This window comes from Posidoniimonas corsicana (assembly GCF_007859765.1).
GTDB lineage: Bacteria > Planctomycetota > Planctomycetia > Pirellulales > Lacipirellulaceae > Posidoniimonas > Posidoniimonas corsicana.
The window spans coordinates 896,732-911,611 of sequence record NZ_SIHJ01000001.1; the positions used below are offsets into that span (position 1 = coordinate 896,732).

Genomic DNA, 14,880 nt, shown 5'->3' on the forward strand with positions numbered 1-14,880 from the left:
TTCCTTTGGGACAATCCCCAAAATTAACATCCCCAACGCGACCATTTTTGTCATACTAGGCCTATCAGTGGCGACCTGAGCGAACTGATCGGACGGGCCTATTCTGGCCTGGCGGCGGGCGACAAGCAGCTCAGACTCCCCTGACCCTCCCCCCACCTACCGGCCGGCGGTCTCACACGCCGGCCCCCTCCACTCTTCCTATTCAGGAGTGAAAAACTCGATCATGGCTGACGCCAGCAATCGCGGGCCGCGTAACGGCGTGCGCCCGCCCCACCACCGCCGCCCCCACCGCACCACCAGCGGAGGCAGCGACAACAGCCGTTACATCGACCAGGAACTGCTCCGCCGCCTCGACCGCGAAGAGCCCCTCTCCCTGGCCGAAGAGCTCGACAAGGCCGCCGAGCGGGTCCGCCGCGCCGGCCCGGCCCTGGGCAAGGCCAAGGAGCTCGACAGCAACATCCACGTGGCCGAGCTGCAGAAGCAGACCATGCCGGCCCTCCTCGAGGTGGCCAAGGCCGAGGGCATCGAGGACTGCGCGGGCCTGAAGAAGCAGGAGCTGATCTTCAAGATCCTCAAGTCGCGCGTGCGGCTGAACGGCCTGATGTTCGGCGAGGGCACCCTGGAGATCCTGCCGGACGGGTTCGGCTTCCTCCGCAGCCCCGACTACCACTACCTCTCCTGCCCGGACGACATCTACGTGTCGCCGAGCCAGATCCGCCGCTTCAACCTCCGCAACGGCAACACGGTGGCCGGCGCCATCCGCCCGCCGAAAGAGAACGAGCGTTACTTCGCGCTGCTGCGGGTCGAGACCATCAACGACCAGGACCCCAACCTGCTGTCGCGGAAGGTCTCGTTCGACGACCTCACCGCGTGCCACCCGGACGAGCGGATCCGCATGGAGACCACCCCCGAGGAGGTGGACATGCGGGTGGTCGACATGATCGTGCCGATCGGCTTCGGCCAGCGTGGCCTGATCGTCAGCCCGCCCCGCGCCGGCAAGACGATCCTGATGCAGAAGATGGCCCGCGCCGTCCTCACCAACTACCCCGACGCCTACGTGATCATGCTGCTCATCGACGAGCGGCCCGAGGAGGTCACGGACATGGAGCGGGAGGTGAAGGGCGCTAACTGCGAGGTCATCAGCAGCACCTTCGACGAACCAGCCGCCCGCCACGTGCAGGTGAGCGAGATGGTCATCGAGAAGGCCAAGCGGATGGTCGAATACGGCAAGGACGTCGTGATTTTCCTGGACAGCATCACCCGCCTGGCCCGGGCGTGGAACTCCGAGTGCCCGTCCAGCGGCAAGGTCCTCTCAGGCGGCATCGACGCCAACGCCATGCAACGCCCCAAGCGGTTCTTCGGCTCCGCCCGCAAGGTGGAGGAGGGGGGCTCGCTGACGATCGTGGCCACCGCGCTGGTCGACACCGGCAGCCGCATGGACGAGGTGATCTTCGAGGAGTTCAAGGGCACGGGCAACCAGGAGATCATGCTCGACCGCGCGCTGGTCGACAAGCGGATCTGGCCCGCCATCGACATCAACCGCTCCGGCACCCGCCGCGAGGAGATGCTGATGGACCCCGAAGAGTACCGCCGCGTCTGCCTGCTGCGTCGGGTCCTCAACGAGCTGGCGCCCGCCGACGCGATGGACATGCTCACCAAGCGGCTCCTCAAGACCGGCAGCAACGCCGAGTTCCTGATGAGCATGAAGGAAGCCTAGCCAGAATGGGGAAGGCGGAAGCGGAAAGGGGAAGCCCTTAGCGGCGGCCTCCGGTCCGACGCCGCCTTTCGCCTTTCCACTTTCCCCACTTGCACGATGCCTAACGTTATTTCCCCAGCGGACGCCCCCGAGAACGCCCGCTTCGCCATCATCGTGGCGGAGTGGAACAAGTCGATCACCCAGAAGCTGCTGGACGGTGCCCTGGCGACCTTCGCCGAGCGGGGCGTGGCCGACGACGCCGTCGACGTGGCGTGGGTGCCCGGCGCCTGGGAGATCCCGGTGGTCACCCAGCGGCTGGCCGACACCTGCCGCTACGCGGGCATCCTCACGCTGGGCGCCGTCATCAAGGGCGACACCGTCCACGACCACTGGATCAACGCCGGCGTGACCGACGGGCTGATGCGGATCGGCATCGAGCACAGCCTGCCGGTGCTGTTCGGCGTGCTGACCTGCGAGACGCTCGAGCAGGCGATCCAGCGAGCCGGCGGGAACGTAGGGAACAAGGGGGCGGAGTGCGCCGAGGCGGCCCTCCACATGGCCGGCTTGCTGGCGGCCCTCCCGACGCGATAATAGGGGATTGCCCGCCCCACCGGCGCGCCGCCTCAGCCCCCCGTCCCCACGCCCGCCCCTATGTCCGTCCGCAGCCGCAGCCGCGAGGTCGCTCTCCAGATCCTGTTCGAGGACGAGCACAACTCGCGCGCGTCGGTCGCTGAGCTGACCGAATTCATCCACGGCCGGCTCAACAACCCCGAGGCGGAGGAGTTCGCCCGGACGCTGATCCTGGGCGTCCGCCGCAACCTGGGCGAGATCGACCAGGAGATCGAGCGGATCGCCCAGAACTGGTCGATCGGCCGGATGGCCGCCACCGATCGCAACGTGCTGCGGCTGGGCGCGTTCGAGATCCTCTACGGCGACACCCCCTTCAAGGTCGCGATCAACGAGTCGGTGGAGCTGGCAAAGCGGTTCGGCAGCGAGAACTCGGCCCAGTTCGTCAACGGCATCCTCGACAAGCTGAAGAAGTAGCCGCAAGACGCGGCGCCGACCAGCCACCCACCCCAACCCCACGCACCAAACTACGCTCCTCATGGCTCTATTCGACCGCTTCAAGAAGGGACTCAAGAAGACCGGCGACCTCCTGAAGACCGACATCCGGGACCTCTTCAAGAGCGAGGGCCGGCTGGTCGACGACGACTTCCTCGAAGAGATCCGCGCCATACTGTTCAAGACCGACATGGGCTACGACTCCGTCGAGGCCCTGGTCGACGAGATCGCCAAGCAGTTCCGCGCCCGCGTGGTGCACCGCGAGGACCTGGTGGCGGCGCTCAAGGTCAAGCTGAAGGAGCTGATGGCGCAGCCCGAGTCGCCCATCGACTTCGCCGACAGCGGCCCGACCGTGGTGATGGTGTGCGGCGTGAACGGCGCCGGCAAGACCACCTCCATCGCCAAGCTGACGCACCTGTTCAAGAGCCAGGGCAAGAGCGTGATCCTCGGCGCCGGCGACACGTTCCGCGCGGCCGCCGTCGAACAGCTCACCATCTGGGCCGACCGGCTCGGCGCCCAGATCGTCACCGGCGAGCCCCAGAGCCACCCGGCGAGCGTGGCGTACCGCGCCGCGGAGCAGGCCGCCAAGGAGGGCATCGACGTCTGCATCGTCGACACGGCCGGCCGCCTGCAGACGCAGCGCAACCTGATGGACGAGCTCACCAAGATCCGCCAGTCGATCGGCAAGCCGGTCCCCGGCGCGCCGCACGAAACGCTCCTCGTGCTCGACGCCACCACCGGCCAGAACGGCATCAGCCAGGCCAACAGCTTCGCCGAGGCCGCCGGCTGCACCGGCCTGGTGCTCGCCAAACTCGACGGCACCGCCAAGGGGGGCGTGGTCGTCGCGATCCGCCAGCAGCTCGGGCTGCCGGTGAAGTACATCGGCGTTGGCGAGAAGCACGAGGACCTGGCGCCGTTCGTTCCGGACGAGTTCGTCGAGGCCCTGTTCGCCGACGTGATGAGCGCAGGCGCGTAGCGCCAGCCCGCCTCACGACCGCGCCAACCGGCCGCACGGGCGCGACCGCCGCTGTCTTTCCCGCCCGAACGGCTTCGCTGCGCGTCGCTAGCGGACGCGCGGCGGCCCAATCTGGCCATTCTTCTCGGACCGGGGGCGATGGGCCGCGTCCGCTCTTCCGATACTCTCCCCCAGCTAGCGTCCCGCCGGGCCGGGGCCGCTGGCCGCCCCCCGTTTCCTCCCTTCCGAGTCCGCCTGCCATGCCCTCCCTCCCATCGCCGCGCGCCGTGGTGACAACCGGCCTGATCGCCCTGTCGGGCGCCGGGGCGGTAGCCAACGAGATCGCGCAGCCGCGGTCCGTGCGGCCGTCGTCGTTCCACTACGAGCACTACTACTCGGACGAGTCGTCGCCGAGCGACGCACTCCCCACCCCGACCCCAGCGCCCCCAACCGCCCCGGCGGCCCCTGCGGCGCCGCTGACACCCGTGGCCGAGCCGGCCCCGTCGTTCGCCCCGCTGTGCGACGACTACGCCGCCTGCTGCCCGCACAGCCGCCACGGCTGCTCCGACGAGCCGTGGTCGCTCAGCCAGACGCTGTGCGGCTGCGACCCCTGGATGGAGGTCGGCGGATGGACCCAGCTCGGCTACCACAGCGACTTCACGCCGCTCTCGCGGCCTGGGGCGGGCAACCAGCTGCTCTCGTTCAACGATGTGCCGCACCGGCTGAACCTGCAGCAGCAGTGGCTCTACTTCGAGCGGGTGGCCGACGGCTCGTGCGGGCTGGACTTCGGCTTCCGCTTCGATGTCATGTACGGCACCGACGCGCAGAAGACCCAGGCGTTCGGCAACCCGGGGGCCGGGACCCGCTACTTCGGCAGCTGGGACGCGTCGCTCGATCACGGCGACTACGGCTGGGCGATGCCGCAGCTGTACGGCGAGGTCGCCTTCGGCGACTGGTCCCTTATCGCTGGCCACTTCTTCACGCTGGTTGGCTACGAGGTCGTGACCGCCCCGGACAACTTCTTCTACAGCCACGCCCTCACGATGTTCAACAGCGAGCCGTTCACCCACACCGGCGTGCTCGCCACGTACAGCGGGCTGGACGGCGTGACGCTGTACGGCGGCTGGACCGCGGGCTGGGACACCGGCTTCGACCAGACCGACGGCGGCAGCAACTACCTGGGCGGCTTCAGCGGCGACATCGTCGACGGGGTCACGGTGACCTACATCTCGACGATCGGCAACTTCGGCGCCCGCTCGTCCGGCGGCAGCGGCTACTCGCACAGCGTGGTTTTCGACTTCACCCTGACCGACAGCCTGAATTACGTGCTGCAGAGCGACTACGTCGACTATGTCGACCAGAGTGGCGGCGGCACGAACGACGATCAGGTGGGCCTCAACCAGTACCTGTTTTACAACGTGAACGACTGCCTGGCGCTGGGGACCCGCCTGGAATGGTGGAAGAGCGACGGAGTTTCCTACTACGAGACGACCTACGGACTGAACTACCGACCGACCTCGAACCTGATTGTCCGGCCCGAGATACGCTACGACTGGACCCCAACCGACGGCGGCTACGCCGACGGGTCGGACCATCAAACGACCTTCGGGGTCGACTGCATCCTGACGTACTGATTGCGACCGACCAACCCAGACCGACACCCCCGACATCCTGACCCCTCACGACCCCCGGGCGTACGCCGCCCGGGGGTCTTTTTTGTCGCCGATGTCCAATCGTAGGCGGCGCCCACTGCTCATCGATCCGGCAGGTCACGCCGCCGGCTGGCGACGTCGCGGCTCCCGGCAGGGTTTTGTCCGAAACGTTTTGTCCAAGAACACGCGCGGAGGGGACAAAACTCGGGGCATACTTCTGCCCAGTTCCCTCGTAAGTGGTTTTGAACTAAGCCATTGCGACATCCTCCAGGGAACAGGGCGGCAGGGGTTTTGTCCGATTCTGTCCGTGCGGATCGGACACGTCGGCGGCGTCGCCGTCGCCACACCACCGCGACGGGCTGAACGCACCACGCAGTGATCGGGCGCCCGCTGGATGGATGGCCAATCTGGCAACCCTTCATTGGACCGCGCGGGGTGGCCGGTTTCATCCACAAACCGGCGACGCCGACAGAAAGGCTGTCGCCTGGCAGCGGCCGTCTGCATCATCTGCGAAGCTCTTGGCCGATTGGCTCCTAGCCGGGCGTAAGCGCCAGAGCCGCCTCTTCCGTGCCACCTCCCACCGGCCACCTCATCAACGCCAACCGTGGTGCGAGCGGAAGCAAGCGGAACCGTGGCCAAACACCCAGCGGCAGACGGGCTCAGCACGCTGCGCGGGTCGGGGCCGACCATCGACCCAAAGCGTCGGCTTACCAGTGCTTAACAACCATGCTCGGCCTGCGCGCAAAGTCGGCGGGCCCAGGAGGTCATGGCGGATCCAGCCCCCCGGCAGGAGGGATCTCAATTTTATTAAATCACCTACCGCAAGCCACTTACGGCAATGGCGGTCAAGAAATCGGCGCTACTGGCACACTCGTTGCTGAGCTGACGCGACATAGCTAGCTATCCGCTTTGTGCCCTAGTGGGCCAGGCGGGTCAGGGACGTAGGTGGAAAACCGAGTTGCGGCCCTGGCCCGTATCGAAAAATCCTTCTGACCGCTCATTTCAATTCGAGGACATCTGATTCATGACTACCGACTTTTCTTGGCGTAGTCTCGCAGCGCTGTTGCTGCTGGGCTTCGCCGTCACGCTGACCGCCACGCCTGCCGCGTTCGCGCAGGAAGAGGGCGAGGCCGAAGTGGCCGCTGAAGAAGCTGAGGTGACCGCCGACGAGGCCGAAGAAACTGCGGAAGCGGCTGAGGAAGAGGCAGAGGAAGCCGACCTGGGCGTCGGATACGCCCTCGACAACGCGGTGCTGTTCATCTGCGCCGTGCTGGTGTTCCTGATGCAGGCCGGCTTCGCGATGGTCGAGGCGGGCTTCAACAGCTCTAAGAACGCGGTGAACATCCTGTTCAAGAACTCGATGGACATCTGCGTCGGCGTGCTGCTGTTCTTCATCATCGGGTTCGGGATCATGTACCCCGGCGCCTACGGTGTTGAGGGTTTCGAGAGCAAGTTCTTCGCCTTCGGCGGGTTCGGTCTGGAAGGCTACGATTCGGCCTCCGACCGCACGTTCAGCCCGGAGGTTGACTGGCTGTTCCAGGCCGTGTTCGCCGCCACCGCCGCGACGATCGTGTCTGGCGCCGTGGCCGGCCGCATGAAGGTGAGCGGCTACCTGATCTACAGCGCTATCCTCACCGGCCTGATCTACCCGATCAGCGGCATGTGGAAGTGGGGCGGCGGCTGGCTCGCCGAGCGTGGCTTCCAGGACTTCGCCGGTTCGGCGGTGGTGCACGGCGTGGGCGGCTTCGCCGGCCTGGCTGGCGCCATGATCCTCGGCCCGCGGATCGGCCGCTACGTCGACGGCAAGTCGGTCCCTATCCCCGGCCACAACATCACGCTGGCCGGCCTGGGCGTGTTCATCCTGTGGTTCGGCTGGTACGGCTTTAACCCGGGCTCGATGCTCGCGTTCCAGGGAACCGGCGACATGGACGGCATGCTGCACTGTGCCCTGACCACCACCCTGGCGGCCGGCGCCGGCGGCATCACCGCCACGCTGATCAGCTGGATCATGTTCGGCAAGCCCGACCTGTCGATGGGCCTCAACGGCATCCTCGGCGGCCTGGTCGGCATCACCGCCTGCTGCGACTGCATGAGCGACTGGCAGTCGATCATCGTCGGCGTGGTGGCCGGTGTGCTGGTGATCGCCGGTGTGATGCTGCTCGACAAGCTTAAGATCGACGACCCGGTTGGCGCCTGGCCGGTGCACGGCCTGTGCGGCATCTGGGGCTGCATGGCTATCGGCATCCTGCCGAACGGCTACCTGGAGGACGGCACCACGAGCTTCGCCACGCAGCTGATCGGCACGCTGGCCATCTGCGGCTGGTCGTTCGTGACGATGCTGGCCCTGTTTGTCGCCCTCAAGGCCGCTGGCCTGCTGCGAGTGTCCGCCGAGGACGAGCAGAAGGGTCTGGACATCAGCGAGCACGGCATGCAGGCCTACTCGACCCACTAGGGCGAGTCGGACCAAACGTTTGCTTGAAACCATCAACACCCAGCGGAATCGACAAGTCGATTTGATACCCGCCTGACCCGATCAGGCAACGAGACAAGGTTCACTACCAACCCGGGTGGGTTATCCGCCTGGCTCACCCGGGTTGGGAACCTTTTAACAACACAACCGGCGAGCGCCACGCATCGGCAGCCGCCACACGAGACAAGGTTCATTACCAGCCCGGGTGGGTTATCCGCCTGGCTCACCCGGGTTGGGAACCTTTTAACAACACAACCGGCGAGCGCCACGCATCGGCAGCCGCCACACGAGACAAGGTTCATTACCAACCCGGGTGGGTTATCCGCCTGGCTCACCCGGGTTGGGAACCTTTTAACAACACACCTGGCGAACGCCACACTTCGGCGGCCGCCACACGAAACAAGGTTCATTACCAGCCCGGGTGGGTTATCCGCCTGGCTCACCCGGGTTGGGAACCTTTTAACAACACAACCGGCGAGCGCCACGCATCGGCAGCCGCCACACGAGACAAGGTTCATTACCAACCCGGGTGGGTTATCCGCCTGGCTCACCCGGGTTGGGAACCTTTTAACAACACACCTGGCGAACGCCACACTTCGGCGGCCGCCACACGAAACAAGGTTCATTACCAGCCCGGGTGGGTTATCCGCCTGGCTCACCCGGGTTGGGAACCTTTTAACAACACAACCGGCGAGCGCCACGCATCGGCAGCCGCCACACGAGACAAGGTTCATTACCAACCCGGGTGGGTTATCCGCCTGGCTCACCCGGGTTGGGAACCTTTTAACAACACAACCGGGGAGCGCCGCAACACGGCCGCCACATAAGACAAGGTTCACCACCAACCCGGGCGGGTTTACCGCCTGGCCCGCCCGGGTTGGGAACCTTTTAGCAACACAACCGGCGAGCACAGCAACACAGCCGCCACACGAGACAAGGTTCACCCCCAGCCCGGGCGGGTTTTCCGCCTGGCTCGCCCGGGCAGGGGGTCCTTGAGCTTCGAGAACACAACCGCGACCAACCGAGTGTCCCTTCAACTCGGGCGGGTTATCCGCCTGGCCCGTCCGAGTTGAGGGCTCTCAAATCCCCGATCAGAGCAGCCGACCCAGCGTCGGCGCCGCCAGTAAAGGTTCACTTCCGGCCCGGGTGGGTTATCCGCCTGGCTCACCCGGGCCGGGAACCTTTCGACTAGACCAACCGAGTGTCCCTCCAGCTCGGGCGGGTTGTCCGCCTGGCTCGCCCGGGCTGGAGGCTCTCAACCAGACAACGCGGCCGGCCGGACGCCGGCGCAACCGAACGAGGTTCACTTCCAACCCGGGTGGGTTTACCGCCTGGCCCACCCGGGTTGGGAACCTTGTGCTTGAAACATTCAAGAGTCCAACCGAGTGTCCCTACCAACTCGGGCGGGTTGTCCGCCTGGCTCGCCCGAGTTGGTGGGACTATTTTTTTGGCCGCGGGTAGCCCCGCGGCGGACTGGCTATGCCATCTCTACACGCCTCCGCGCGGCGGGCCCTCCGGAACGGCCTGCTGCGGATCCGCCGACTAACGGCGCGGCTCCTCCTGCCGGCGCCGGAAGCGCTGCCGATCCCCGTCCGCGTCCCGACGCCGCGCCCCACCGGCGGCCGTCCGCCGAGACCAATCCAGAAGGATGCCCCGAGTGGCTTGGGTGGGTTTTCCGCCTAACCTGCCCAAGCCGGGGTGTCCTTAACGGGCGCTGGTTAGAGGGCTCTGCGAGCTGGTTCGCGGGGGCGGCGCCCGGCCTGTCGCATCCGGGGGGTGTCGGACTATGATGGGGGTTTGCGTGGTTTCCCGGACGCTGCTCCTTTCCTTCTGACTTCCACCTGCGGCACATGAAACTCATCATCGCGATCATCCAGCCCACCAAATTGGAGGACGTTAAGGCGGCGTTGTCCGAGGTGGAGGTCGTGCGGCTGACCATCATGGACGTGCAGGGCTTTGGGCGGCAGAAGGGCCAGACCGAGCTGTACCGCGGCAAGGAGGTCTCGATGAACCTGCTCCGCAAGGTGCAGCTGCAGATCGCCGTGAACGACGACTTTGTCGAGCCGACCGTCAGCGCGATCCTCAAGGGGGGCCGCACCGGCGAGCACGGCGAGATCGGCGACGGGAAGATCTTTGTGCTGCCGATGGACGACTGCGTCCGCATCCGCACCGGCGAGCGGGGCCCCGAGGCGATCTAGTCGGCGGCGGCGGGCCTCGGACCTCTGGCGGGAGGCGGGCGGTGGAAAAGACCCTCGATGTCGTCGTTTGCGGCTCCTGCGTGCTGGACGTGCTGGTCCGCCCCGTTGAGCTGGACCGGCCGATCGGCGCGGGGCAGCTGGTGCGGACCGAGCCGCCCGTGCTGGCGACCGGCGGAATCGTCTCGAACGCGGGGGTCACGCTCGCCAGGCTCGGCATGCGGGCCGCGGCGTTCACCTACGTCGGCGACGACGAGTGGGGCCGACTGGTGCGGTCCCGCTACGCGGCGGAGGGCCTGGACCCCGGCCGCCTGATGACCCACCCCGACGCGCCGACCAGCACCACGGTCGCGCTGATCGACCCGGCCGGCGAGCGGAGCTTCCTCCACGCGGTCGGCGCCCCGAAGCGGCTGGACCGCGCCGCGTTTACCGCCAACCAAGACCTGTTCGCCAGCAGCCGGGCGGTGCTGCTGGGCTACTTCCCGCTGCTGCCGCGGCTGCTGGCCGACCTGCCGGAGTTGATGGCGTGGCTGCAGCGCCTGGGCTGCCTGACCGCGCTGGACGCCGCCGGCGACGGCGGCACGCTCGCGGAGCTCGCGCCGACGCTGCGGTCGCTCGACGTGTACGTGCCCAGCCTCAGCGAGGCGAGCCACCAGACCGGCGAGGACGACCCGGCGCGGATCCTGGCGGCGCTGCGTGACGCCGGCGCCAGAGGACTGATCGGCGTGAAGCTCGGCGCCGAGGGCGCGGTGCTGAGCCCGCGGAGCGGCGAGCTGATCGAGGTCCCCCCGGTCCCCCCGCCCGGCGCAGTGATCGACACCACCGGCGCGGGCGACAGCTTTCTGGGCGGCCTGCTGTGCGGGCTGCTGAAGGGGATGCCGGTAGACGAAGCCGGTCGGCTGGCCGCGGCGTGCGGCGCCAGGTGCGTCACGGGGCTCGGCGCCACAACCGCGCTGGGCGACTACGCCTCGACCGCGGCGCTGGCCGGGCTCGCCGACGGTTAGCCCGCCGCGACGCCCGCCAATCTACGCCGAGGCGGGCCGTCCGCCGCCCGCCCATACCCGCCATGCGTCCCGCGGCAGGCTCGCCAGCGGCAGCAGCGGGATCTGTGTGATGATCGCGGTGGTCATAATGCCCAGCCCGAGGGACATCTCGTCACTTACGCCGCCGTAAGCGTGCAGGCCGACGCCCAGCTCGTTGGTGCCGAACCAGCTCCAGGTCGTGACGATGTTGCCCAGCACGGCCAGCGCGGCGAATCCGCGGGGCGTGATCATCGCGCCCCAACGGGCGTGCAGGATCAGGGCGTTCCACAGCACGATGATCATCGCGCCGTTCTCCTTCGGGTCCCAGCCCCAGAAGCGGCCCCACGAGTCGTCGGCCCACAGGCCGCCCAGCACGGTGCCGATGAAGCTGAAGAACAACGCGAAGCAGAGCACGCCGTAGGTGATGCGGGTCAGGAGCCGCTCGACCGTGCCGTCGACCGCGTCGCGGGGTCGGGCCGCGAACAGCACCGCGAACACGACCAGCCCCGCCGCCGTGGCGAGCATCGCGACGCCCTTGCCGTTGGCGAGGCCGACGCCGAGGATCGGCATCAGCACCAACACCGCCGCCGCCAGCACGCCGCAGAACAGCGTCGGGTTGCGGTAGGCCAGGTACGCCAACGCGACCGCGCCGGCCATGAAGGTCGCCCCGTAACCCAGCGTGATGCACACCACGTGGGTGGCGAGCCAGAACTGCGTGTCGAGCACCGCCTGCATGACGGTGAAGGTGTCGCCGTCCTGGCCGAGGAAGTACGCGATCAGCATCGTGAGGAAGCCGGCCGCGGCGCCGAGCGCCGTGCCGACGCCCACGCGGTACACGCCGTCGATGATCAGGCCGAACACGACCATCGCCCAGCCGATGAACACCGCCGAGGAGTAGAGGTTGGTCACCGGCGGCCGGCCGGAGATGTACAGCCGGCCGACGATGGCGAACGTGTGCAGCACCAGCGTCACGGCGACGATCGCCATCGCCGTGCGGCCCAGCACCCGCGGAGCGGCCACCCAAGAGAACACGGCGCACAAGAACGCGACCACGTACAGCACGGCCGCCAGCGTGAACGGGCTGAACTGGTTGAACCATTGCTCGAAACCGGCCTTCTCCAGGTCGAGCCGCTCGGCCGGCTTGAGCTGCGCGACCGCTTCGGCGTTGAGGGGCGAGTTAAGCTGCTTCTGGTACTTGGCGTACTGGGTCTCGAGCGTATCGAGGCTCTCCGAGAAGCCGCGCAGGTCCTGCGTGCGGTAGGCGTCGATCGCCCCGAGCAGCGCGACCACCGCCGGGTTGGGCTTGGCGCCCTCCCGCTGTCTGAGGAACGACTCGATCTCGGCGTCGATGACGGTCTTCCACGTGTCCTCGACCCGCTGCGGCGGGACCGGCAGCGGCGCCTCGGCGCGGCGGAGGCTCATCGCCGCCTCGGCGACCTGCTGCGCGAAGCCCTCCGGGAAGCTCTCCACGCCCAGGATCCCGAACGACCGGAACGCGCCGTCCATCACGCGGTATCGGCTGATGTTCTCGGCCAGGGCGATCACACGGGACTGGAACAGGCTCCGCTCCTCCGTCGGCACGGCCGCGGCGAGGTCGACCTGCCGGTTGAATTCGGGAGTCTGGATCGCATCGCTTTCGCCCTCCGCGGACTTCGCCTTGCGCTCGAGGACTTCGTTGAGGCTGTACCGGAACGAGCCGGTGCGGGGCTCCAGGCCGAGCGCGGCTAAGAGGTCCAGGTTGTCGATGCGGAACACGCGGTAGTCGCCCGCGCCCTCGCGGCCGGAGATCACGTCCAGCATCCACTTCTCCGCGGGGACCTTGTCCAGTCCGTCGGCGCAGGCGGGGCGGTCCTCCTCGTCGAGCGGCTTGAGGTTGATCTCTTGGCGGTTGGAGATCCGCTGCAGCACCGTGCGGGCGTAGGTGTCGTAGGGCTTGACGCGGCCGCCGTCGACCATGGCCAGCGCGCCGAACCGGCCGACCGGCATCTCGTCGACCGCGGCCTCGTCGGTGCGGGCCTTGCTGAGCACGTAGCCGGCCAGGAGCACCGCGGCGGCGACCGGCACGACCACCTGCGGCGACGTCCACGCGTCCCCTGCGCGAAGCGGCGCCGGTGTGTCGGCGTCGGTCTTCGCGACTTCGCGCTCGCGGCGGTCGAAGAACCGCAGCAGCGTCTGCCCGAAGTGGGTGAACAGCCCCAGCCCGACCATCACGCACGACAGGTACGGGATCAGCCGGCCGGTGTTGGTCACCACCTGCAGGACGGTGGTCTGTTCGGTCTCGGGGTCGAAGCTCGACTGGTAGAGGGTGTCGCCCGCGTGGCGGGTCGGGTTGTTCATCGAGATGTGCGCCTCGCGGTCAACGCTCCGCGCGGCGTCGTGGATGATCACGTCCGCCGAGTAGTTCTTGGCGGTGCTGGTGCCGATGAACCTGTCGAACCGGAAGTCGACCAGCTCCACGCTGTACGGCTTGTACTGCCGCTTGAAGCGGAGCGCGACGTTGTAGGTCTTGCCGTCGACCTCGACCGGCTGCGGGTTTAGCGCGCGTTGGTCGCGATCGACCGAGGCCGAGAACAGGTACACGCCGAGCGACTCGTCCGTTTCGGGGTCGAGCAGCTCCGCGTAGACCGACGGCATGTCGATCCCCTGCTTGGTGTCTACGCCGGCAACCTGCTTGGTCTGGGCCGCGCTGATCGACAGGCCCGCGCCCTCGGTCGAGGGGTTCGCCGTGCCGGCGTTGGGGGGAACCAGGAACGAGTTCGGCAGGAACTCCAGCGGTTTGACCTTGAAGGGCAGCCCCTCGGCCGCGATCACCTCGTCGCCGGCCAGGTACCGCTGCGGCACAACGGTCACCACGTCCTCGGCCGGGTTGGACGAGTCGACCACGGCCAGCTCGGAGGTGCGGATGTCGACCGCGTAATTGGAAGAGGCGCCCTCGGTGATGGTCATCTGCCCCTCGTCGGCGGCCAGGCCGACAATCAGCTCGCCGACCATCAACAGCAGCACGCCCGCGTGCAGCAGCACGATGCCGCTCCGCTTCTTGAACAGCAGCAGGCAGCCGGCGTTGCAGACCAGCGACACGGCCATGCAGAGCGCCAAGAGCCACAGGATCCGCAGGCCGGACGGGTTGAGCTGCACGGCCGGGTTGGCGTAGAGCCAGACCGCCGTGACGCCGGTGACCACCGCCACCGCGGCGGCCAGCACCCGCTCGGGCGCGAGGGCCGGCTTCTTGCTCACCGCGAACAGGTAGCCGCACAACAGCGCCACGCCCGCGACCGACGCACGCAGCGCGTGCCACAGCAGGCTCTGCACGCCGGTGGTGAACACGCCCTCCACTGCGCCGCGCTGATCGGCCAGCACCAACGCCGCGCCCAGGCCGACGCCGATGGCGGTCACCACCACGCCAGCCAGCAGCCGCGGGCCGTGGGCGACCACGCGGAACCGGAGCGAGTGCGCGGCCAGCAGGTTGACCCCCAGCAGGATGCCGAGCAGCGTGCCGCCCGGGAACCAGAACCCGCCCGGCACGTTGTTGATGGGGGTCTTGGTCCACAGCTCGATCAGCCGCGCGAACGCCTGGAAGTCGATCCGGGCGAACCACACGCGGAAGTAGGTCTGCTCCACCACCTGCCACACGCCCTGGTCCTTCTGGGCGAGCGTGCCCATGAAGATCAGAAAGATCAGCATCGCGAACAGCGTGACCGTCAGCCGCAGCGAGGCCAGCCCCTCCAGCAGCGTCATCCAGAACGACTTCGCCGGGGCGGCGGGGCGGGGCCGAGCGGGCGCGGGGTCCTGCGTGGCGGGCTCATCGCGGACAATCTCGCCAGTGGCCAT

General features: G+C 67.7%; 9 protein-coding genes. 8 read left to right on the forward strand and 1 reads right to left on the reverse strand.

Annotated elements, in window-relative coordinates:
- The first annotated feature begins 223 nt into the window (after positions 1–223).
- From rho to KOR34_RS03355, 8 genes are all read left to right on the forward strand, one after another.
- Positions 224–1,717, forward strand: coding sequence for a transcription termination factor Rho (gene rho, locus KOR34_RS03320; protein ID WP_146562171.1), 1,494 nt, complete (start codon positions 224–226; stop codon positions 1,715–1,717).
- A gap of 96 nt (positions 1,718–1,813) precedes the next feature.
- On the forward strand, positions 1,814–2,287 hold the full coding sequence (gene ribH, locus KOR34_RS03325; protein ID WP_146562172.1) for a 6,7-dimethyl-8-ribityllumazine synthase: 474 nt from the start codon (positions 1,814–1,816) through the stop codon (positions 2,285–2,287).
- A 60-nt stretch (positions 2,288–2,347) separates the two neighbouring features.
- Positions 2,348–2,740 (forward strand): transcription antitermination factor NusB, encoded by a 393-nt coding sequence (nusB, locus tag KOR34_RS03330; RefSeq protein WP_146562174.1) that lies wholly within the window; start codon positions 2,348–2,350, stop codon positions 2,738–2,740.
- Between the two features lie 61 nt (positions 2,741–2,801).
- The gene (gene ftsY, locus KOR34_RS03335) at positions 2,802–3,734 is read left to right on the forward strand and encodes a signal recognition particle-docking protein FtsY (protein ID WP_146562176.1); all 933 of its coding nucleotides are present in this window, start codon (positions 2,802–2,804) and stop codon (positions 3,732–3,734) included.
- Positions 3,735–3,973: 239 nt separating this feature from the next.
- Complete coding sequence (locus KOR34_RS03340; RefSeq protein WP_228714489.1) at positions 3,974–5,347, forward strand: outer membrane beta-barrel protein; 1,374 nt, start codon at positions 3,974–3,976, stop codon at positions 5,345–5,347.
- Positions 5,348–6,389: 1,042 nt separating this feature from the next.
- Positions 6,390–7,817, forward strand: coding sequence for an ammonium transporter (locus tag KOR34_RS03345; protein WP_146562178.1), 1,428 nt, complete (start codon positions 6,390–6,392; stop codon positions 7,815–7,817).
- Positions 7,818–9,685: 1,868 nt separating this feature from the next.
- On the forward strand, positions 9,686–10,033 hold the full coding sequence (locus KOR34_RS03350; protein ID WP_146562179.1) for a P-II family nitrogen regulator: 348 nt from the start codon (positions 9,686–9,688) through the stop codon (positions 10,031–10,033).
- A gap of 41 nt (positions 10,034–10,074) precedes the next feature.
- Positions 10,075–11,034 (forward strand): carbohydrate kinase family protein, encoded by a 960-nt coding sequence (locus KOR34_RS03355; protein ID WP_197531103.1) that lies wholly within the window; start codon positions 10,075–10,077, stop codon positions 11,032–11,034.
- Between the two features lie 21 nt (positions 11,035–11,055).
- Here KOR34_RS03355 and ccsA read toward each other — a convergent pair whose 3' ends face one another.
- Positions 11,056–14,880, reverse strand: coding sequence for a cytochrome c biogenesis protein (gene ccsA / locus KOR34_RS03360; RefSeq protein WP_146562184.1), 3,825 nt, complete (start codon positions 14,878–14,880; stop codon positions 11,056–11,058).